Annotated in this window: 19 protein-coding genes; 7 read left to right on the top strand and 12 right to left on the bottom strand. The window is 71.3% G+C overall.

Annotated features, from left to right (window positions below; translation table 11 throughout):
* Positions 1–4 precede the first annotated feature (4 nt).
* Positions 5–640, bottom strand: a complete 636-nt coding sequence (locus FCH28_RS29070; protein WP_136743125.1) for a response regulator — start codon at positions 638–640, stop codon at positions 5–7.
* Positions 630–1976 carry a sensor histidine kinase gene (locus FCH28_RS29065; RefSeq protein WP_136743124.1) on the bottom strand — a complete coding sequence of 449 codons (1347 nt, stop codon included), beginning with the start codon at positions 1974–1976 and terminating at the stop codon, positions 630–632. The genes FCH28_RS29070 and FCH28_RS29065 overlap by 11 nt, the downstream gene beginning before the upstream one ends.
* Positions 1977–2275: 299 nt before the next feature.
* Here FCH28_RS29065 and FCH28_RS29060 point away from each other — a divergent pair, with 299 nt between their 5' ends.
* Positions 2276–2812: a hypothetical protein gene (locus FCH28_RS29060; RefSeq protein ID WP_342781677.1), complete on the top strand. Its 537-nt coding sequence runs from the start codon at positions 2276–2278 to the stop codon at positions 2810–2812.
* Between the two features lie 34 nt (positions 2813–2846).
* Here FCH28_RS29060 and FCH28_RS29055 read toward each other — a convergent pair whose 3' ends face one another.
* The 6 genes from FCH28_RS29055 to FCH28_RS29030 form a co-directional block, all read right to left on the bottom strand.
* Positions 2847–3989: a PP2C family protein-serine/threonine phosphatase gene (locus FCH28_RS29055; RefSeq protein WP_136743122.1), complete on the bottom strand. Its 1143-nt coding sequence runs from the start codon at positions 3987–3989 to the stop codon at positions 2847–2849.
* A gap of 82 nt (positions 3990–4071) precedes the next feature.
* Positions 4072–4788 (bottom strand): SDR family oxidoreductase, encoded by a 717-nt coding sequence (locus FCH28_RS29050; RefSeq protein ID WP_246103315.1) that lies wholly within the window; start codon positions 4786–4788, stop codon positions 4072–4074.
* A gap of 106 nt (positions 4789–4894) precedes the next feature.
* Entirely contained in the window at positions 4895–5167 is a 273-nt protein-coding gene (locus FCH28_RS29045; protein WP_136743121.1) for a hypothetical protein, read from the bottom strand.
* Positions 5164–5517, bottom strand: coding sequence for a DUF6247 family protein (locus FCH28_RS29040; protein ID WP_136743182.1), 354 nt, complete (start codon positions 5515–5517; stop codon positions 5164–5166). The genes FCH28_RS29045 and FCH28_RS29040 overlap by 4 nt, the downstream gene beginning before the upstream one ends.
* Positions 5518–5647: 130 nt before the next feature.
* Positions 5648–6328, bottom strand: a complete 681-nt coding sequence (gene msrA / locus FCH28_RS29035; RefSeq protein WP_136743120.1) for a peptide-methionine (S)-S-oxide reductase MsrA — start codon at positions 6326–6328, stop codon at positions 5648–5650.
* Positions 6329–6436: 108 nt separating this feature from the next.
* Positions 6437–7594 carry a hypothetical protein gene (locus FCH28_RS29030; protein WP_136743119.1) on the bottom strand — a complete coding sequence of 386 codons (1158 nt, stop codon included), beginning with the start codon at positions 7592–7594 and terminating at the stop codon, positions 6437–6439.
* A gap of 165 nt (positions 7595–7759) precedes the next feature.
* Between FCH28_RS29030 and FCH28_RS29025 the strand changes: the two genes are divergently transcribed.
* The gene (locus FCH28_RS29025) at positions 7760–8923 is read left to right on the top strand and encodes a cystathionine gamma-synthase (RefSeq protein WP_136743118.1); all 1164 of its coding nucleotides are present in this window, start codon (positions 7760–7762) and stop codon (positions 8921–8923) included.
* Positions 8924–9098: 175 nt separating this feature from the next.
* Here FCH28_RS29025 and FCH28_RS29020 read toward each other — a convergent pair whose 3' ends face one another.
* Entirely contained in the window at positions 9099–9617 is a 519-nt protein-coding gene (locus FCH28_RS29020; RefSeq protein ID WP_136743117.1) for a MarR family winged helix-turn-helix transcriptional regulator, read from the bottom strand.
* A 190-nt stretch (positions 9618–9807) separates the two neighbouring features.
* Here FCH28_RS29020 and ilvA point away from each other — a divergent pair, with 190 nt between their 5' ends.
* From ilvA to FCH28_RS29005, 3 genes are all read left to right on the top strand, one after another.
* Positions 9808–11061 (top strand): threonine ammonia-lyase, encoded by a 1254-nt coding sequence (gene ilvA / locus FCH28_RS29015; protein ID WP_136743116.1) that lies wholly within the window; start codon positions 9808–9810, stop codon positions 11059–11061.
* Positions 11062–11347: 286 nt separating this feature from the next.
* Complete coding sequence (locus FCH28_RS29010) at positions 11348–12400, top strand: ATP-binding cassette domain-containing protein (RefSeq protein WP_246103313.1); 1053 nt, start codon at positions 11348–11350, stop codon at positions 12398–12400.
* Positions 12397–13275: an ABC transporter permease gene (locus tag FCH28_RS29005; RefSeq protein WP_425472017.1), complete on the top strand. Its 879-nt coding sequence runs from the start codon at positions 12397–12399 to the stop codon at positions 13273–13275. The genes FCH28_RS29010 and FCH28_RS29005 overlap by 4 nt, the downstream gene beginning before the upstream one ends.
* A 90-nt stretch (positions 13276–13365) precedes the next feature.
* On the opposite strand, the gene greA is transcribed toward FCH28_RS29005, so the two are convergent.
* Together greA and FCH28_RS28995 are read right to left on the bottom strand one after the other, a co-directional pair.
* Entirely contained in the window at positions 13366–13863 is a 498-nt protein-coding gene (gene greA / locus FCH28_RS29000; RefSeq protein WP_136743115.1) for a transcription elongation factor GreA, read from the bottom strand.
* A gap of 285 nt (positions 13864–14148) precedes the next feature.
* On the bottom strand, positions 14149–14556 hold the full coding sequence (locus FCH28_RS28995) for a DUF4307 domain-containing protein (RefSeq protein WP_136743114.1): 408 nt from the start codon (positions 14554–14556) through the stop codon (positions 14149–14151).
* Positions 14557–14704: 148 nt separating this feature from the next.
* On the opposite strand from FCH28_RS28995, the gene mca reads away from it, so the two are divergent.
* Both mca and FCH28_RS28985 read left to right on the top strand, forming a co-directional pair.
* A complete protein-coding gene (gene mca / locus FCH28_RS28990; protein WP_136743113.1) occupies positions 14705–15577 on the top strand; it encodes a mycothiol conjugate amidase Mca in 873 nt (290 codons plus the stop codon).
* 4 nt (positions 15578–15581) lie between these two features.
* On the top strand, positions 15582–15833 hold the full coding sequence (locus FCH28_RS28985; RefSeq protein ID WP_136743112.1) for an RAMP4 family protein: 252 nt from the start codon (positions 15582–15584) through the stop codon (positions 15831–15833).
* Positions 15834–15999: 166 nt separating this feature from the next.
* Here FCH28_RS28985 and FCH28_RS28980 read toward each other — a convergent pair whose 3' ends face one another.
* Complete coding sequence (locus FCH28_RS28980; protein WP_136743111.1) at positions 16000–19266, bottom strand: tetratricopeptide repeat protein; 3267 nt, start codon at positions 19264–19266, stop codon at positions 16000–16002.
* Positions 19267–19447 lie beyond the last annotated feature (181 nt).

The raw sequence follows: 19447 nt of genomic DNA, 5'->3' as shown, positions 1-19447 counted from the left end.
CCCCTCACGACAGCAGGCCGCGCTCCAGCGCCACCATCACCGCCGCCGTCCGGTCCGACACATCCAGCTTCTTGAACGCGCGCAGCAGATGGGTCTTCACCGTGGCCTCGCCGATGAACAACTCCCTGCCGATCTCCGCGTTCGTCAGCCCCTGGCCGACCAGCCGCAACACCTCGCACTCCCGGCCGGACAGCACCGGCTGGTCGACCACCCGCGCCCGGAACAGCTTGCCGGCCAGCGAAGGCGTCAGCACCGTCTCACCGCGCGTGGCCGCATGGACGGCGCCGACCAGCTCGGCCCGGGAACTGCCCTTGAGGAGATAGCCGGACGCACCCGCCTCCACGGCGCGCAGGATGTCGGCGTCGTTCTCGTACGTGGTGACGATGACCACCTTGCTGCGCGGGGACTCCCGCCGGATGTGCCCGGTCGCGGCGACCCCGTCCATCCCGCCCATCCGCAGATCCAGCAGCACGATGTCCGGGTCGAGCCGGGCGGCCAGCGCCACGGCCTCCTCGCCGGAGCCGGCCTGTCCGACCACGGTGATGCCCGGGTCGGATTCGAGCATCGCGCACAGGCCCTCGCGTACGACGGGGTGATCGTCGGCCAGCAGCACCCCGATCGGCCTTGTCTCAGCGCTCATCGCTCGTCACCGCCCCGGGCTCCCGCCCGTCCCGCTCCAGCGGGACCCGTACGCCGACCCTGGTGCCCTCGCCCCGGCCGCTGACGACCGTCACCACCCCGCCGATCTCCGCCACCCGTGCCTCCAGCCCACGCAATCCGAAGCCCCCGCTCCCACCGTCACTCCCGCCACCGGCCGCCCCGGGCTCCTCATCCCCATCCGTGTCGAAGCCCTTCCCGTCGTCCCGCACGACGAGGCCGACACCGCCCTCGGCGTACCGCAGCTCCACATCCACCGTGCGGGCCTCGGCATGTTTGCGGATGTTCGCCAGGGTCTCCTGCGCGGCCCGCAGCAGGACGACGCTCACCGGCATCGGCAGCGGCTGTTCGGCCCCCTCGACGCGGAACCGCACCGGCAGCCCGGTCTGCGCGACCAGGCCGTCCGTCTGCCGCCGTACGGCCTGGGCCAGCGAACTCTCCTGCAACGCCGCGGGCGACCGGCCGGCGACGAACTCCCGGGCCTCGGCCAGGCTCTCCTTGGCGACCCGCCCGGCCAGGGCGAGATGTTCGCGGGCGAGGTCGGGGGTGTCGTCCACCTCCGACTCGGCGGCCTGGACGAGGCTGATGACGCTGGTCAGGCTCTGCGCGAGAGTGTCATGGATCTCCCGCGCCAGCCGCTCCCGTTCGGCGGAGATGCCGGCCCTGTGGGACAGCCGCGCCACCTGCTCCCGGTTCCTGCGCAACTCCTCGATCAGCTCGGCGTGTTCCCTGTTCAGCCGCACCACCCGCTTGATCCACAGCCCGAGGAGGGCGGAGAGGGCGATCCCGAGCAGCGACGCCAGCAGCACGAACAGCGTGGCCGGGGACCTGTCGCCGGCGGGCCCGAGCCACAGCACGGTCACCGGGAAGAGGTTGGCGAGGACGGCGACCGCGATGGCCGGGGCGGTGTTCAGGCTCATCATGAGCATCGGCACCACGGCGAACAGGGCGAAGGACGCCATCAGGTCGGCCGCCGCGGCCACCATGAACAGCGCCAGCAGACCGGCGGAGAAGACGACGTTCCTGCGCCCGCGGTGATGACGGTGCATCAGCGGCCGTCCGAGACCTGCGTACCAGGGCGCGACCAACGTCAACGTACTGATGGCGACGATGCGGTGGATCTGCGGATGGACGGAGGCGAACACCAATCCCGCGGTGATCAGATAACAGATCGCGAAGTAGCTGTCCCACAGCCCGACCCAGCGCACCCGCGCCTCGGGAGCACGCCCCACCTCGGGCGCCTGCCCCACCTCGCGAGCCTGTCCCGCCTCGGGAGCACGCCCCGCCTCGTCCGTCACCGTGTTCCCGTCCCCCGCCATGCCCCGCTCTTCCCGCGCCCCGCCCTGCCCGCGAAACGGCGTGCCCGCGAGCGACCAGCGCAAGTCCTATCACCCGCCCCGGCCACGGACCCTACGCGGTCCCCGGCACCGTCCGGGCATTCACCGTCCGGGCATTCACCGCCCGGTGTCCACCGGTCGGTGGACACGGAATCCACCGGTCGGTCGTCCCGCGGCAACTCCCCGCCCTCATAACGTCATTGGAGACAGCGCGGCACGGAATTCGAGGCCGCGACCGACGGGCCCGGGGGCACATTCACATGGGTAACTTGAGTCAGTTCGTGACGGCACTTATCGCCAGCGGAACAATCCTGGCCATCATTCTGGCGACCGATCTCGGCCGTCGCCGGCTCACCAATATGCGCATGCTGCGTTCGGTGGCCGCGGTACTCGTCATCATCGCCCTTTTCGTCCATTCCTTTCCCACCGACGGAAACGCGCCGTCCTTCCAGCTCATCGGCGTCGGCACCGGCGTGATCTGCGGCCTGATCGCGGGTGCCCTGCTCCCCGCCCGCAAAGACACCTCCGGCGAGATCTACACCATCGGCGGCATCGGCTACGCCCTCGTCTGGATCGTCCTCTCCAGCGCCCGCGTCCTTTTCGCCTACGGCGCCGAGCACTGGTTCAGCGAGGAACTGGTCCGCTTCAGCATCGACTACCGGCTCAGCGGCCCGGACGTCTACGCGAACGCCTTCGTCTTCATGTCCCTCGCCATGGTCCTGACCCGCACCGCGGTCCTCCTCACGCGCCGCAGCCGGCTGAATTCCGCGGCCGCCGAAAAGACTCCCGAAAACACCGGCGAATTCAGCCACCCATAGCCCGGCGGGGGCCACGGAAATCCGTCGAGGCCACTCAAGCACGCCGGCGCTCCAAGAGCAGCATCGCCGTGTCATCCGTCAGATGGCCCTCGGTATGGCCGACCAGCCTCCGGTGCAGTTGGTCGAGGAACTCCTGCGGAGTGCGGGCGTGCACCGCCTCCATAGCCTCGGGAAGGGCGAAGAAGTCCTTCTCGCGGTTGCGGGCCTCGATGACGCCGTCGGTGTACAGCAGCAGACGGTCCCCCGGCGCGAACGGATAGCTCTCCGCTTTGGCGGGCGGTCCGGTGAGGAACTCCTCCAGGCCGAGGGGCGGCAGCGGCGAGGCGGGCGCCAGGGCGCGGACCCTGCCGTCGTGCAGCACGAGCGGAGGGGGGTGGCCGCTGTTCACCACCTCGACCACCGGTTCGTCCGGCACCTGGGCCACCAGCGCCGTGACGAAACCCTCCGCCAGGTCGAGGTCCTCCGCGCCGTCCCTGACCGCGAAGTCCGGCTCCGCGTGCTCCCGCCGCAGGGCGGCCGCACAGTGGTTCATCACGGCCGCCAGCTCGTCCTCGTAGTGCGCGGCCTCCCGGAACGCGCTCAGGACGGCCGCCGCCGAGCGCACCGCGGCCAGCCCCTTTCCCCGCACATCCCCCACGATCATCCGGACCCCGTACGGCGTCCGCACCGCCTCGTACAGGTCGCCGCCGATCTGCGCGCCCTTCTCCGCCGCGAGGTACATGCTGGCCGCCGACACCGGGCCCAGACGTGCGGGCACCGGCCGCAGAATGACCTCCTGCGCCGCCACGGCGACCCGCCGGACCTGGTCGAGTTCGCTCTGCCTGCGGGTCCGCATGGCGTTACTCGTCGTGACACTGGCCACCGACACCACGAGCAGCGCCAGCAGGTTGCTGTAGATCTGCGTGGCGCCCCAGGCGTCGTGCATCGTGGCGGTGGTGACACTGATGAACAGCGCGCTGCCCGCCGCGGCCAGCGTGCCCTTGGGACCCATCGTCAGCGAGGCCAGCGCCGGCATGGCGGTCAGCAGCGGCCCCGTGTACACAGCGTGCGCGGGCGAGAGCTCGATCCCCAGCCCGACCAGCAGGATCGCGAACGGCACACACTGCGCCAGCCTGAAGACGACCCAGCCATGACCACCCGCCCCCGGTCGAGGAGACGAACGGAAGAGCGACCGCATGCTCCCAGCCTTCCCCCACGGAGCCCAATGTTCCACTCCAGCCACCGGGCACCGGGCATTCGGCCGGGGGGAGGCACAGAGGTCAGCTCTGGGCGGTGGGGCGGACGACGATCTCGTTCACGTCGACCGTGGCGGGCTGTTCGATGGCGAACGCGATGGTGCGGGCGATCGCGTCGGGCGGTATGCCGATGTCGTCCCGCATCCTCGTGATCTCCGCTCGGACCCGGCTGTTGGTGGACGCCTCGGCGAAGTCGGTGGCGGTGGCACCGGGCGAGACGGTGGTCACCCGCAGACAGTCGCCGGCCTCCTGGCGCAGCCCTTCGCAGAGGGCCCGGACCGCGAACTTGGTGCCGGCGTAGACCGCCATGGCGGGGACGACGCGGAAGGCGGCCGTGGAGGCGGTGGTGACGAAGTGCCCGGTGCCCTGTGCGCGGAAGACCGGCAGCGCGGCGGCGATGCCGTGCAACACGCCCTTCACGTTGACGTCGACCATGTGGTCCCACTCCTCGACGCGCAGGTCATCAAGAGGCGAGATGGTGCCGACCCCCGCGTTGCCGACCAGGACGTCGAGCCGGCCGAAGCGCTCGGCGGCCAGCGCGACCAGGGCGTGCAGGTCCTCCCGCCGGGTCACGTCGGTGCGGATCCGCACGGCCGTGCCACCCGCCTTCTCGATCCGGGCCACCAACTCCGCCAGGCGCTCGGTCCTCCGCGCGCCAAGGGTCCCAGAGGTCGCTGACGTACTGAAGTGGTCGGCAGCGACTCGCTCGCTTCCGGTGGTGGCGCGATCCCCGTCGGGCACGACCGACCCCCGTTCGTCCCCGATGGGGCTTTTGGCTTGACCGCCGTCCCTACGGGGCTTGCGTGCCAAGTCACCTCAGGCATGCAAGATGCTTCGGTGGTGCCGGCTACAGCGCGTCGAACGGTGGCACGATGCGGACGATGATGATCAGCGTGGCACGCGGCGCCACGAGGAAGTAGAACCAGCCGCCGGCGGCGTCCATGCGGCGCAGGCCTCCCGGTCGGGGACCGTTGCCGAAATCGCTGACGTCGATGCCCGTCCTAGCAAGGTCTACGAGCTGGCTGGCCAGACGTTCCACTTCCGCCACCACGTGACCGGGGATGCCGCCCGCCACATGTTCGTGGTCGGGGTCGTAATCCCAGTGCCAGTCCGCGCTCACCGGGCCGGGAGGCCGATAGCGGCGTGGGCTTCGTCCAGGATCCGGCCGATCTCGGAGGCGGCCTGTCGTGCCTGAGCCGCGTCGCCCGATTCGGCGGCGTTCTCCCACCGGCGGAGGTCCGCTGCCGCGTCGGGCTGACGCTGGATGTGGACGTAGGCGGCCCACTGGGCGATGAACCGCTGGAGCGGTGCCAGGTCGGAGCCCTGCCGGGACTGGTCGGCCGCTTGGTCCAACTCCCGTGTGAAAGCCGGCAGCGCTGCGGGCGCGATCTGACTGATCGCCTGCCGCAGTGCGGCAACCGTGGCAGGGGGCTGGGGAATGAGTGGCTGCCCAGCGGCGGAGGTGGTCATGGCTACTCCCATGGGCGTGATTCTGATCCCTTGCGTCAGCGTATCCGGCACGAGTGCTCTCCCTCCGCTCGAACGAGTGAGGCAGAGGCAGTGTGGCTGCCCGCGCCTGGACCGGCTTGGAGGGAGCGGTCTACTGATCCGTGACTTCCGGGGCGGGTGCCACCCCCACCGGGCAGCTCACTCCCGTCCCCCCGATTCCGCAGTACCCCGCCGGGTTCTTGTCGAGGTACTGCTGGTGATAGCCCTCGGCCGGATAGAAGGGGCGGGCCGGGTCGGCCGGGAGGATTTCGGTGGTGATGTCGGTGTAGCCGGAGTCGCGGAGGACGGTGCGGTAGGCGTCGCGGGAGGCTTCGGCGGCCTGTTGCTGGGCGGGGGAGTGGGTGTAGACGGCGGAGCGGTACTGGGTGCCGACGTCGTTGCCCTGGCGGAAGCCCTGGGTGGGGTCGTGGGACTCCCAGAAGAGTTTGAGGAGCGCGGTGTACGGGACGACGGCCGGGTCGTAGACGACTCGGACGGCCTCGGTGTGGCCGGTGTGGCCGCTGCAGACCTCTTCGTAGGTGGGGTTCGGGGTGTGGCCGCCCTGGTAGCCGACGAGGGTGGTCCAGACGCCGTCCGCCTGCCAGAACTTCCGCTCGGCGCCCCAGAAGCAGCCCAGCCCGAAGTCGGCGATCTCCAGGCCCTCGGGGTACGGGCCGAGCAGCGGGTTGCCGAGGACGGTGTGCCGGTCGGGGACGGTGAAGTCCCGTTCGGCGCGGCCCTTCAGCGCTTCCTCGGGGGTCGGGAGGTGGGTCTTGAAGCGGGAGAACAGCATGGGATCAAGCTCCAGGGAGGGAGAAGGAGGACCAGCCGAGGACTAGCGGGGGAACGCTTTCGTCGTGGGAGGTATTCCGGGTATGCGGACCTCACCCGTCGGACGGGCTCAGTGCTCGGGTGGTGAGGGGAAGCCCGCCGACGTGCCGCCCAGCTGTTCCCAGCCGGCAATGGCCTGCGCGCGGTACGCGGCGTACTCGGCGGCGGGGCTGCGGCCGTAGGACCACGGGACGGCGCCCACGTGTCCGTCGACCAGGCGGAGCTGTTCCATCGCCTCGGCGTAGCGCTCCGCGCGGACCAGGAACCAGACCAGGAGATGGCGGACGTGCGGCGCCATCGGGTGGTCGGCGGGGGCCTCGCTCAGCGCGAAGTGGGCGCCTTCGATGGCGCGCTCCACCACCGAGCTCTGGTAGAGGCTGCGGACCAGGTTGGCCTCGGGAAGGTGCTCGTAGACCGCGAAGAGGGGGAGGGCCGGGAGGAGCGTGCCGGCCGGGGCGTCGGCGGCGGCGCGCTCGGCGAACGCCTCGGCCTCCTCGCGGGAGCCGTGCCACTTCTCCGACCAGTAAGGGAGCGCGGCCAGGTGCGCGCCCATGTGGTGCGGGGCGCGCTGGGTGACCTTGGACCAGAGGGCTTCGTAGTCGGCCTTGCGGTCGCCCAGGCCGCGGGCGACGGTCAGCTCGGTCAGGTACGGGACGGGGCTGCCGGGGGCCAGCAGCCGCGCCTCCTCGCAGACCGTACGGGCCTCTTCGAGGATCATGCGGAAGTCCTGCGAACCGGGGTCGCGCAGGGCCTGGACGACCAGGAACTGGGCGTGGGTCTGGGCCCCGCCCGGGTCCTTGGGTGCCTCGTTGCGCCAGGTCCGCAGCCAGATGCCGCCGGTGCGGCCGCCGCCGCCCGGCGCCGCGGCCCCGGGCCGCTCCTGGTCCGCCGTCTCCTGGGCCAGCTCGAACGCGGCCGCCCCGGCCAGCGTCTGGACCCGCTGCCAGCGCAGCTCCCAGTTGTCGCCGGTGGACTTCAGCAACTCGGCGGCCGGCCGCCAGTCGTGCGTACGGCGCATCTCGGCCAGCGCGTCGTCGAGCTCCTGGTCGGGTCCCGGCAGGCGTACGTCGAGCTGGTCGAGCGGTACGAAGCCGTAGCCCGCCATCGGGTCCGCCGCCACCACCAGGCCCTGCCGGGTGTGCTGGGCGGCCCGTCGGCGCCGCATCCAGGGCAGGAAGACGAAACCGCCGAGGGTGATCGCGGCGAAGAGAACCAGCAGAGCGTCCATGTGGTGTGTCCCTGTCGGAGGGCCTGGCGGGCGGTCGGGGGTGTGCGGGCGGGTGGTGCCGTGCGGGGAACCAGTGTGCGGTGGTGCGGCGGTTCCTCGTAGGTATCCACTATCCAGAGAACCAGAAAGTTCCAGAATCGCCGGAGGCGGCTACCCTCGGCAGGCATGAGCGATCAGCGCGACGAGCGCCACCACCAGCATTTCGAAACCCTCGCGATCCACGCAGGTCAGGAAGCCGACCCGGCCACGGGCGCGGTGGTTCCGCCCATCTACCAGGTGTCCACGTACAAGCAGGACGGTGTCGGCGGGCTGCGCGGCGGCTACGAGTACAGCCGCAGCGCCAACCCGACGCGTACCGCTCTGGAGGAGAACCTCGCGGCCCTCGACGGCGGCCGCCGTGGCCTGGCCTTCGCCTCCGGTCTCGCCGCCGAGGACTGCCTGCTGCGGACCCTGCTCGCCCCCGGCGACCACGTGATCATCCCCAATGACGCCTACGGCGGCACCTTCCGACTGTTCTCGAAGGTCGTCGAGCGATGGGGTGTGGAGTGGTCGGTCGCCGACACCTCCGACCCGCAGGCGGTACGCGCCGCGCTGCGGCCCCGTACGAAGGCGATCTGGGTGGAGACGCCCAGCAACCCGCTGCTCGGCATCAGCGACATCGCGGCGCTGGCGGGCGTCGCCCGGGACGCCGGCGCCAAGCTCGTCGTCGACAACACCTTCGCCAGCCCCTACCTCCAGCAGCCGCTGGCCCTCGGCGCGGACGTGGTGGTCTACTCCACGACCAAGTACATGGGCGGGCACTCCGACGTCGTCGGCGGCGCCCTGGTCGTCAACGACGACACCCTCGGCGAGGAACTCGCCTACCACCAGAACGCGATGGGTGCGGTCGCCGGCCCCTTCGACGCCTGGCTGGTGATGCGCGGCATCAAGACGCTGGCCGTACGGATGGACCGGCACAGCGCCAACGCGGCCCGGATCGCGGAGCTGCTGACCGCGCACAACAAGGTGACCCGCGTCTACTACCCGGGGCTGGCCGAGCACCCCGGCCACGAGGTCGCCGCCAAGCAGATGCGTTCCTTCGGCGGCATGGTGTCGTTCCAGGTCGCGGGCGGCGAGGAGGCGGCCGTGGAGGTCTGCAACCGGGCGCAGCTGTTCACCCTCGGTGAGTCGCTGGGCGGCGTCGAGTCGCTGATCGAGCACCCGGGGCGGATGACGCACGCCTCGACGGCCGGTTCGGCGCTGGAGGTCCCCGGCGACCTCGTACGGGTGTCGGTCGGCATCGAGTCCGTCGACGACCTGCTGGCCGACCTCGCGCAGGCGCTGGGCTAGACGGTCCGCCGGGCGGTCCGTTGAGAACCCCGTCGGTCACCATGCCTCCAGGGGAGGGGTGGTGACCGGCGGGGGAACGGTCGGCAACTCGTGTGCGGCCGTGCCGGGTCGGTGCTCCTGCTCGCCCGTCAGCAGGGCGGCGGCAGGCGGCAGCCGGCCCGTCGTGCGCCGGGTGTCAGGACGCGGTTCCCGCCGGGCCGAGCGGTCCGGCAGGGCCCAGCGACGCGGTGATCGTGGCGAGCGAGGTGTTGAACCGCGTCAGCAGCGTGCAGAACGCGTCCCGGTCCTCCTCGGACCAGCCCTCCGTCACCAGGGCCATCAGCGCGCGGCGCGAGGCCCGTACCTCTTCCAGGCGGGAGCAGCCGCGTTCGGACAGCTGTAGGACCACGGCCCGGCCGTCCTCGGGGTGCGTGGCACGGCTGACCAGCCCGGAGTCGACCAGCGGGGCGACCTGCCGGGTGACCGTCGAGGAGTCGATGCCCATACCGGCGGCGAGGGCCTTGACGCCCATCGGGCCTTCCTGGTCCAGGCGGTTGAGCAGCAGGTAGGCGGCGCGGTCCATGGAGTTGCGCGCCTGCCCGACGCCGCCGAGCCGGCTCTGTTCTGCGCGGCGGGCGAAGACGGCCACTTGGTGCTGCAGCGCGTCGAGAACAGCGGGATCGGTGTGGGTCGTCATGTCCGAAGAGGTGGGCATGGCCGGGTGCTCGCTTCATGGGATGCGTACGGATTGGAGGACAGAGTACGCGGACCCGGCGCGGACCGTACCGGCGCTGCGCAATCCGATAAAGCGCCGTCCGGAGCCCGCGATCCGCGCCTCCCGGGGGGCGGTGTCCGGCCATCGGGACGGAAAGGCCGGTACGCGGACGAACTGCGAGACTGGCGGCATGGCAGATCACACGCCTCGTACGTCGCACCGGTCCGCCGCTGCCGCGCTCCCCGCGATCACGGTCGATGACGTGCGTGACGCGCACAAGATGCTCTCCGGCGTCGCCCGGGCCACCGCCATGGAGGGCAGCCGCTATCTGTCCGGGCTGGTCGGCGCCCCGGTGCACCTCAAGTGCGAGAACCTCCAGCGCACCGGCTCCTTCAAGATCCGCGGCGCCTACGTGCGGATCGCCGGGCTCACCCCGCAGGAGCGGGCGGCCGGTGTGGTGGCGGCGAGCGCGGGCAACCACGCGCAGGGCGTGGCACTGGCGGCGTCCCTGCTGGGTGTGCACTCGACGGTGTTCATGCCGGTCGGTGCGCCCCTGCCGAAGGTCTCCGCGACCCGCGAGTACGGCGCCGAGGTGCGGCTGCACGGCCAGGTCGTGGACGAGACGCTGGCGGCCGCCGAGGAGTACGCGCGGGAGACCGGCGCGGTCTTCATCCACCCCTTCGACCACCGCGACATCATCGCGGGCCAGGGCACGGTCGGCCTGGAGATCCTCGAACAGTGCCCCGAGGTGCGCAGCATCGTCGTGGGGATCGGCGGCGGCGGGCTGGCGGCGGGCGTCGCGCTGGCGGTGAAGGCGCTGCGCCCGGATGTGCGGGTCATCGGGGTGCAGGCGGCGGGCGCCGCCTGCTATCCGCCGTCGCTGGCGGCCGGGCGTCCGGTGGTGGTCGACGGGCTGTCGACGATGGCGGACGGCATCAAGGTGGGGCGGCCCGGCGATGTGCCGTTCGGGATCGTCGAGGAGCTGGTGGACGAGGTCCGTACGGTCTCCGAGGACGAGCTCTCCAGTGCGCTGCTGCTGTGCCTGGAGCGGGCGAAGCTGGTGGTGGAGCCGGCCGGGGCGAGCCCGGTGGCGGCGCTGCTGTCGCACCCGAAGTCCTTCCCTGGGCCGGTGGTCGCGGTGCTGTCCGGGGGGAACGTCGACCCGCTGCTGATGCAACGCATCCTGCGGCACGGTATGGCCGCCGCGGGCCGCTATCTCTCGCTGCGGCTGCGGCTGACGGACCGGCCGGGGGCGCTGGCGAACCTGCTGGGCGTGCTGTCCGTCGTCGACGCGAACGTCCTCGACGTCGGGCATGTGCGGACGGATCCGCGCCTCGGGCTGACCGAGGTGGAGGTGGAGCTGCACCTGGAGACCAAGGGGCCCGAGCACTGCGCCGAGGTGAGCGCGGCGCTGCGCGAGGCGGGGTACTTCTTCGTGGAGTGAGCCCGGTGGGGCACAGGGGCGGGTGTGCGGCGCCGCGGGAAATCCGTGGCGCCGCACGCATGTTCGGGGCCACGCTGGGTGCGCATGCCGGTCACGCGTGTCCGCTCACGCGTGCGCTCACGGAAACCAGAAATACGTGTCGCGATGTATCGCGTTTGGAGTACTCTCGCGACTGCGGGTTGCGCCATTCGTGGCGCCCCGTTGCGTACATATGCCCATAAAGCGGACAAAGACCGCCAAACGTAAGATTCGACCTGGAAATCACCCAAGCCATGGGAGTACCCACATGCCAGGCGCCATTTACGCCGAGGGTCTGGTGAAGACCTTCGGCGATGTGCGGGCACTGGACGGTGTCGATCTCGACGTTCCCGAAGGAACCGTCCTCGGAATGCTCGGCCCGAACGGGGCCGGCAAGACCACCGCCGTACGGGTCCTGACGACCCTGCTCAGGCCGGACCGCGGCACGGCGACGGTCGCCGGTATCGATGTCCTCGCACACCCCGACCGGGTGCGCCACTCGATCGGCCTCTCCGGCCAATTCGCCGCCGTGGACGAGTACTTGACCGGTCGCGAGAACCTGATGATGGTCGGCCAGCTCTACCAGATGAGCGGCCGGGACGCGAAGAGACGGGCCGGCGAGCTGCTGGAGCGGTTCAACCTCTCCGACGCCGCCGACCGCACCGCCAAGACCTACTCGGGCGGTATGCGCCGCCGCCTCGACCTCGCGGCGGCGCTGGTCGTCAGCCCGCCCGTGATGTTCATGGACGAGCCGACCACCGGCCTGGACCCGCGCAACCGCCAGGCGCTCTGGGACGTCATCCAGGAGCTCGTCGCCGGCGGCACGACCCTGCTGCTGACCACGCAGTATCTGGAAGAGGCGGACCGTCTCGCCCATGACATCTGCGTCGTCGACCACGGCAAGGTCATCGCCCGCGGCACCTCCGACCAGCTCAAGGCGCGCACCGGCGGCGAGCGCGTCGAGGTCGTGGTGCACGCCCCCGAGCACCTCTCCGTCGCCGACGAGGTCCTGCGCGGCTTCGGCAAGGGCGAGAGCACGATCGAGGAGCACACCCGCAAGCTGACGGTCCCGGTGGCCGGCGGCGCCAAGCTGCTCGCCGAGGTCATCCGCGAACTGGACACCCGCGGGGTGGAGATCGACGACATCGGGCTGCGCCGCCCGACCCTGGACGATGTGTTCATCTCGCTGACCGGACATGCCGCCGAGGCCGCGGACGAGAGCGCCGCGGGCGACGAGAGCGGTGCCGGCGGTTCCGGTGGCGCCGGCGGTGCGAAGGGCCGGGGCGCCGCGGGCGGCCGGCAGAAGGAGGCTGTGAAGTGACCACGGTGACCGAAGCGGCCGGTGAGGCCCCTGTCCGGACCCCACAGCCACGCGGCGGCATCGGCCGGTCCGTGCGCGACTCCCTGGTCGTCGCCAAGCGCAATCTGATCCGGATGATCCGCATCCCCGAAGTGGTGATCTTCGGGCTGATCCAGCCGATCATGTTCGTGGTGCTGTTCACCTACGTCTTCGGCGGCTCCATCAACATCCCCGGCGCCCCGGTGGGCGACGCCCAGGCGTACCGCGAGTTCCTGATGGCCGGCATCTTCGCGCAGACCGTCACGTTCGCCACGGCGGGTGCCGGCGCGGGCATCGCGGACGACATGCACAAGGGCCTGATCGACCGGTTCCGGTCGCTGCCGATGTCCCGGGGCGCGGTGCTCACCGGCCGGACCCTGGCCGACCTCGTGCAGACCGCGCTGACGCTGGTCGTGCTGGCCGTCGTGGCGCTGCTGATCGGCTGGCGCACGCACGAGAACATCGTCGAGGTGCTGAGCGGCTTCTGCCTGCTCCTCCTGCTCGGCTACGCCTTCTCCTGGATCGGCGCCCTCATCGGCCTCACGGTGCGTACGCCGGAGGCGGCTACCTCGGGCGGGCTGATCTGGCTGTTCCCGCTGACGTTCATCTCCAACGCCTTTGTGCCGGTCAACGGCATGCCGACGTTCCTCCAGCATGTCGCGGAGTGGAACCCGTTCAGCGCGACGGTGGCCGCGGCCCGGGAGCTGTTCGGCAACACCATCCCGGGGGTTCCCAAGTCGGTGACCGGCGCCTGGCCGATGGAGCATCCGGTGCTGGCGTCGATCATCTGGTCCATCGTGATCATCGCCCTGTTCCGGACACTGGCGGTGCGCAAGTACCGGTCGGCGACGGCGTGAGCGGCGCGTGACGCGGCGGCGCGGGACAACGAGAAGCGGCCCGGAGCACCAGGCTCCGGGCCGCTTGCCGTGTCGATCGGGCGCCTGGACTCAGCCCGTGTACGGCTTGGCGTCGAGGATCTTCACCTTCGCCGTCTTACCGTTCGGCAGCTCGTACTCCGCGTCGTCACCGATCTTCTTGCCGTTCACGCCGGTGCCCAGCGGGGACTGCGGGGAGTAGGTGTCGATCTCCGAGCTCGCGTACTCCCGCGAGGCCAGGAGGAACTTGAGGGTGTCGTCCGGGTCTCCGTCGAACGCGATGGTGACGACCATGCCGGGAGCCACGACACCGTTGGCGGCGGGGGCCTCGCCGACCTTCGCGCTCTGCAGCAGCTGGGTCAGCTGGCGAACGCGAAGCTCCTGCTTGCCCTGCTCTTCCTTGGCCGCGTGGTACCCGGCGTTCTCCTTCAGGTCACCTTCCTCGCGGGCCGCCTGGATCTTCTCGGTGATCTCGGCGCGTGCGGGACCAGACAGGTACTCCAGCTCGGCCTTGAGCTGGTCATACGCCTCCTGGGTCAGCCAGGTGACGTTCTCCGTGGTCTGGGTCACAGGTGCTCCTCGTCGGTACTGGGGATAAATCAAACGCCCTACCAGGAAGGGTTGCGCCTTCACAGGTGGGCGAAACCACGAGCCTAACAATTCCGGCACAAAACGGGGAAGAGGAAATCCGTATGGACCATGCAGGAATGCATCACCGCAGGTCAGCGGCGGTCTCCTGATCCCTCGCCCGGCCCCGTGCGCCGGGCATGCCGCAAGCCTGACGCGTAGTGCGGGGGCACTGACGCGGAGTGCGTGGCCGCCGGGGGCGCGGGCGTCCGCGTCTGGCGCCGTCGGTCAGCCGCCGGACACCGTACAGCCGACCAGCACGGCATTGGTCGCCCGCTTCGTCGTCCGCACCGTGACCTCGGTGTCCACCTGCTCCGTGCGCTGGTCGACGGTGACGTCCTTACGGCCCACCTCGGCGCCGTCCTCGGACTGCGAGCGCAGGGTGCACACGCCGGTGTCGTCCTTGTCCTTGACGACTTCCAGGTGCACCTTCACGGCGCTGTCGGACACCGCGTCCCAGCCGATCACCCGGCCGCTGAGATCCTGCCCCGCGATGTACGAGACGCCCGACCAGCCGACCACGCCGAGCAGCGCGACACCCAGCACCGCACCGATGATCTTGAGCTTGCGATCCGCGCGCTGGTCCGCGGAGCGGCCGTAGCGTCCGTCCGGGAGCCCTTCGCGCTCCGCCGTCATGATCATTCCTCCTGGTACGGGGACCTGGCACACGGGAAACCCGGAGGTCCCCTCCCTCGGTTCCGCCCGGGAAACCGGGAATACAGCGCCCCCTCGCTTCGGTCACTATAGGAGGCATCTTCTCCACCTTTTCACTGAGGATCGAGCCTTGACTGAGCAGCTGCGATTGATGGCGGTCCATGCCCACCCCGACGACGAGTCGAGCAAGGGTGCGGCCACCATGGCCAAGTACGTGTCCGAGGGGGTGGACGTGCTGGTCGCCACCTGCACCGGAGGCGAGCGAGGATCCATCCTCAACCCCAAACTCCAGGGCGACCCGTACATCGAGGAGCACATCCACGAGGTGCGGAAGAAGGAGATGGACGAGGCCCGGGAGATCCTGGGCGTCAAGCAGGAGTGGCTGGGCTTCGTCGACTCCGGGCTGCCCGAGGGCGACCCGCTGCCGCCGCTGCCCGAGGGCTGTTTCGCGCTCCAGGACGTCGACGAGGCGGCCGGGCGGCTGGTCAAGCTGATCCGGGAGTTCAAGCCGCAGGTCATCACGACCTACGACGAGAACGGCGGCTACCCGCACCCCGACCACATCATGACCCACAAGATCACGATGGTGGCGTTCGAGGCGGCCGGCGACCCGGAGAAGTACCCGGAGGCCGGTGAGCCCTGGACGCCCCAGAAGCTCTACTACAACCAGGGCTTCAACAAGCCGCGCACGCTGGCACTGCACCAGGCGCTGCTGGACCGCGGCATGGAGTCGCCGTACGGCGAGTGGCTGGAGCGCTGGAAGCAGTTCGAGCAGCGCGAGCGCACGCTGACCACGTACGTCCCGTGCGACGAGTTCTTCGAGATCCGCGACAAGGCCCTGATCGCACACGCCACCCAGATCGACCCCGACGGCGGTTGGTTCCGGGTGCCGATGGACATCCAGCGGGAGGTCTGGCCGACGGAGGAGTACGAGCTCGCGAAGTCGCGGGTGGACACTTCCCTCCCCGAGGACGACCTCTTCGCGGGCGTCCGCAACAATTGACCCCATGATGAGCGCGACCAGCACCCTCGCCCTGACGCACTTCGTCACCCTTGCCGACAGCTTCGACAAGAACAAGGTGACCCCCGGCGTCCTCGGCTTCATCGTCTTCGCGGTCATCGGCGGCGCCGTGTGGCTGCTGATGAAGTCCATGAACAAGCACATGAAGAAGGTGGATTTCGAGGAGGCGCCCGAGGCGGGCGAGGCGGGCGGCACCGCCGCGGCCGCGCCCAAGGCTCCGAAGCCGAAGACCAGCTGACTACGGGCGCGGGGCAGCCGGTCCCGGTATGTCGCGCGTGAGGACCGGGTGGCAGGTCCATGGCCGGCCGTCTGGCAGCGGTCGGCCGACCGGCCCGGCGGCTCGCTGATCCAAGCGGTCAGCGAGCCGTACGCGTGGTGCGCCCGCACCGTCTTTTCCGGCTTTTCTAGCGGACGCCCATCACCTCGCGCGCGGCGCGACCCGGCACCATGCCCAGGCGCCACGCCTGCCAGCCCGATTCCGGCTCCACGCCCCGCTCCAGCAGCAGCGCGAACGCCTCCGCGCAGTCCTCCAGCTTGGAGTCGCGGGACGGGTGCCGGTCCCGTGACAGCTGGGCCAGCTCCTCCTGGGCGACGGCCGTGCCGACCACGGAGCCGCCGGGTGACGCGAACGGCAGCAGCGTGCAGCGCAGGAAGCGGGCCCAGTCCTCGCCGCGCCGGTCGCCGTAGCCGGCGAATATCCGGGCGGCCTCGTCGGCCAGCTCCAGCGCCTGCGCCGCCCGGCCGTTCCCGGCGTCGATGATCACCAGCTCCAGGCACGACCACGCCTCGCCGTGCGGCACCCCGATCCGCTGGAAGTCCTTGCGGGCGTCCTGGAGCAGCTGCCGGGCGAAGCCGCTGTTGCGCAGCGAGCCGGTCTGCTCCGCCCGCAGATCGCGGGTGACCCGGCCCGCGTGGTGCCGGGCGCACGCCAGGCCGTAGCCGTCCTGCATCCGGCTGAACATGTTCCGCGACCGCTCCAGCTGGCGCAGCGCCGCGTCCTGCTCGCCGCGCTCCTCCAGCGCCTGGCCGAGGTAGTACATCGTCCAGGCCTCGCCGCGGGCGTCCTCGTGCTCGTGGTGCAGCGGCAGCGCCTGGCGGAGCCGGTCCACGGCGGGCTCCGGGTCGCCGTCCACCAGCCGGGCGCGCGCCAGCTGCGTCATCGCCCACGCCTCTCCGCGCTCGTCGTGCGTCCGCCCGTAGAGCTCCATCGCGGAGTGCAGCGCCTCCTCCGCCCGCGGCACCTCACCCAGCCGCAGATGCACCTGGCCGAGCTGGAAGTGGGCCCATGCCTGGCCGTGCACGCTCTCGCTCTCCTCGTGCAGCTCCAGCGCCTCGCGCAGCAGCTCCAGCGCCTCGGCTATCCGCGCCCGGTCCCGCTCCACCGCCGCCAGGGCGTGCAGCGTCCAGGCACGGTCGCCGTGCATGTCGGGCGCGGACTGCATGTCCAGCGCCTCCCGCAGCTTCGCCGCGGCCTCCGTCAGATTGCCCTGCTGCTGGAGCGTGATGCCCAGGTCGCGCAGCGCGCGGGCGGCGCCCGCCGGATTCTGCGCTTCGAAGTAGAGATCGACCACCGAGGAGAGGGTCGTTCGCGCCTTGTCCAGCTCGCCGAGCTGCCGGGCCGCGACGCCCGTACGCCACTGCACCGAGCGGACCAGCAGGCCCTGGCCCGCGGCCCGGGTCAGCTCGGTCAGCTCGCCCAGGCGGTAGAGGTCACCGCGCAGCAGGCAGTAGTCCGCCAGCGCGCCCAGCAGATGCGAGACCGTCGCCTGGTCCACGTCCTGATCGGCGTGGCGCAGGGCCGCGGTGATGAAGCTGGTCTCGTCGTCCAGCCACTGGAGGGCCGCGTCCAGGGACGTGAAGCCGTGCGAGCCGAAGCGGTCGGCGCGGGTGGACGTACGGCCGTCGACCAGGCGGATGACGGAGTCGGCCAGCTCCGCGTAGCCGCGGATCAGCCGCTCCTGGGCGGCGGCGCGCTCGCCGGGCTCCTCCTCGTCCACCAGCCGGGCGTGCGCGAAGCTGTGCACCAGGGCGTGCATCCGGTAGCGCTCGCCGCGGACATGCTCGAGCAGACCGGCCTCGGCCAGCGTCGTGAGCTGCCGCTCGGCCTCCTGGTTCGCCACCCCGAGCAGCGCGGCCGCGGCCGCCGCGCCCAGCGACGCCCGGCCCACCAGCGCCAGCCGGCGCAGCAGCCGACGGGCGGTCTCCGACTGGTCGGAGTAGCGCAGCCACAGGGCCCGCTCGACCGGTGTCACCGGCCCGTAGGCCGCGAGGTCGGTGGCCAGCGAGGCGGGGGAGCGGGACCCGAGCGAGGAGCCCGCCACCCGCAGCGCCAGGGGCAGGCCGGCGCACAGCCCGGAGATCTCGTCGATCGCCTGCGAGTCGTACGGGCCGTCCGGGGCGGCCGACTCCTCCGCCGCGCCGTCCGCCCCGGACGGCGGCCGCAGCAGCTCCTCGGTGCCGGCCGCGTCCAGCGGGCCCACCGGAAGGTGGTGCACCCACGCCTGGAGATCCTCCGGCAGCTCCAGCGGCTCACGGGAGGTGACCAGCACCAGGCTGTCCGAGCGGTCCGGCACCAGGGTCCGCACCTGCTCCGGATCCGACGCGTCGTCCAGCAGGACCGTGACCGGGAGGGCCGTCAGATGCTGGTGATAGAGGTCGGTCAGCCTTTTGACGTGCTGTTCCTGGGACGGCCGCTCCCGGAACAGCAGCTGCTCGCGCGGCGCGCCCAGCCGGTTGAGCAGATGCAGCAGCGCGTCCCGGGTCGGCAGCGGCACCTCGCCGGGGGTGTCGCCGCGCAGATCCACCACACACGCGCCACGGAACTGGTCGCGCAGCTGATGGGTGGCCCGCACCGCCAGTGCCGTACGCCCCGAGCCCGGCTCGCCGTGCAGCACCACCACCGTCGGCTTGGTCTCGGTGCTGGCACGGGCCGCGTGCACCCACTGCGCGATCTGCGTCAGCTCGGCCCGCCGCCCCGCGAACGGCCCGTCAGGCCGCGGGAGTTGGGAGAAGGAGTGCTCCAGTACGGACCGCTGCCGGGCCGCCGCGCTGCGGTCCGTGCCGCGCAACTGCGGGACCCGGGTGGTCTTCGCGGCGGTCTTCTTGGCCGCACCGCCGCCACGGGCCGCCGCCGTCAGCATCCGCTGCTGGTCCAGGAACGGCCGGATGCCGCGCACCTCCAACGCCGTCAGCCACTGGAGCCGCAGCTGCTCCGGGCCGCCGGGCTGGCCCCGCATCCCCGCCTGACGGTGCGCCGCCGGCCAGTGCCCCGCCGTCAGCTTCACGACCGTGGCCGCGGCGCCCGCCACCACCACGGCGGCCCCCACACCCAGTGCCGCGCCCGCGCCGGTGCCGTACGCGAGGTCCGTGCCGAAGGCCGCCACCGCCGCCACGGCCGTCGCCACCGCGGGAGTGCCCAGCTCCCTGCGCGACAGCCGTTCCGTCAGCGGGCGGTGCCCGGCCGCCGCCTCGTCCAGCGCCCGCACATACGCGGCGTACTCCTCGGACGCGGAGCCCGCCAGCTCCTCCAGCGCGCTCCGCGCTCTGGTCAGCAGCGCCTCCCGGTCGAGCCGCCCGCCCGAGCGCCGCACCTCCTCCTCGACGGCCCGTGCCAACAGCCCTTCCGCTTCCGACCGGTGTCCATCGCGCAGTACAGCCAGTGAGCCCGGCATGCCCATCCCCCTCCAGCAGTTCCAGCAGTCTCCAGCGGTGACCCTCAGTCCCCTGCGGTGATCGTCGCCGTACGCACAGTCTTCCGCGTCCAGATGAATTCCGGCAGCCCTGTGGATAACTCCTCCCGACCCCCGGGCCGCCCTTCCCGGGGGACGGCCGGCGGGCCCCGGCCGGATGAAA

Source organism: Streptomyces piniterrae, from assembly GCF_005048155.1.
Classification (GTDB): domain Bacteria; phylum Actinomycetota; class Actinomycetes; order Streptomycetales; family Streptomycetaceae; genus Streptomyces; species Streptomyces piniterrae.
This window is presented reverse-complemented; position numbering and strand designations above follow the sequence as displayed.

What these genes read in the sequence shown, in the direction of transcription:
- FCH28_RS29070 (WP_136743125.1), bottom strand. Translation starts at nt 640, where the DNA reads ATGAGCGCTGAGACAAGGCCGATCGGGGTGCTGCTGGCCGACGATCAC.
- FCH28_RS29065 (WP_136743124.1), bottom strand. Translation starts at nt 1,976, where the DNA reads ATGGCGGGGGACGGGAACACGGTGACGGACGAGGCGGGGCGTGCTCCC.
- FCH28_RS29055 (WP_136743122.1), bottom strand. Translation starts at nt 3,989, where the DNA reads ATGCGGTCGCTCTTCCGTTCGTCTCCTCGACCGGGGGCGGGTGGTCAT.
- FCH28_RS29040 (WP_136743182.1), bottom strand. Translation starts at nt 5,517, where the DNA reads ATGACCACCTCCGCCGCTGGGCAGCCACTCATTCCCCAGCCCCCTGCC.
- msrA (WP_136743120.1), bottom strand. Translation starts at nt 6,328, where the DNA reads ATGCTGTTCTCCCGCTTCAAGACCCACCTCCCGACCCCCGAGGAAGCG.
- FCH28_RS29030 (WP_136743119.1), bottom strand. Translation starts at nt 7,594, where the DNA reads ATGGACGCTCTGCTGGTTCTCTTCGCCGCGATCACCCTCGGCGGTTTC.
- FCH28_RS29025 (WP_136743118.1), top strand. Translation starts at nt 7,760, where the DNA reads ATGAGCGATCAGCGCGACGAGCGCCACCACCAGCATTTCGAAACCCTC.
- FCH28_RS29020 (WP_136743117.1), bottom strand. Translation starts at nt 9,617, where the DNA reads ATGCCCACCTCTTCGGACATGACGACCCACACCGATCCCGCTGTTCTC.
- ilvA (WP_136743116.1), top strand. Translation starts at nt 9,808, where the DNA reads ATGGCAGATCACACGCCTCGTACGTCGCACCGGTCCGCCGCTGCCGCG.
- FCH28_RS29010 (WP_246103313.1), top strand. Translation starts at nt 11,348, where the DNA reads ATGCCAGGCGCCATTTACGCCGAGGGTCTGGTGAAGACCTTCGGCGAT.
- FCH28_RS28995 (WP_136743114.1), bottom strand. Translation starts at nt 14,556, where the DNA reads ATGACGGCGGAGCGCGAAGGGCTCCCGGACGGACGCTACGGCCGCTCC.
- FCH28_RS28985 (WP_136743112.1), top strand. Translation starts at nt 15,582, where the DNA reads ATGATGAGCGCGACCAGCACCCTCGCCCTGACGCACTTCGTCACCCTT.
- FCH28_RS28980 (WP_136743111.1), bottom strand. Translation starts at nt 19,266, where the DNA reads ATGCCGGGCTCACTGGCTGTACTGCGCGATGGACACCGGTCGGAAGCG.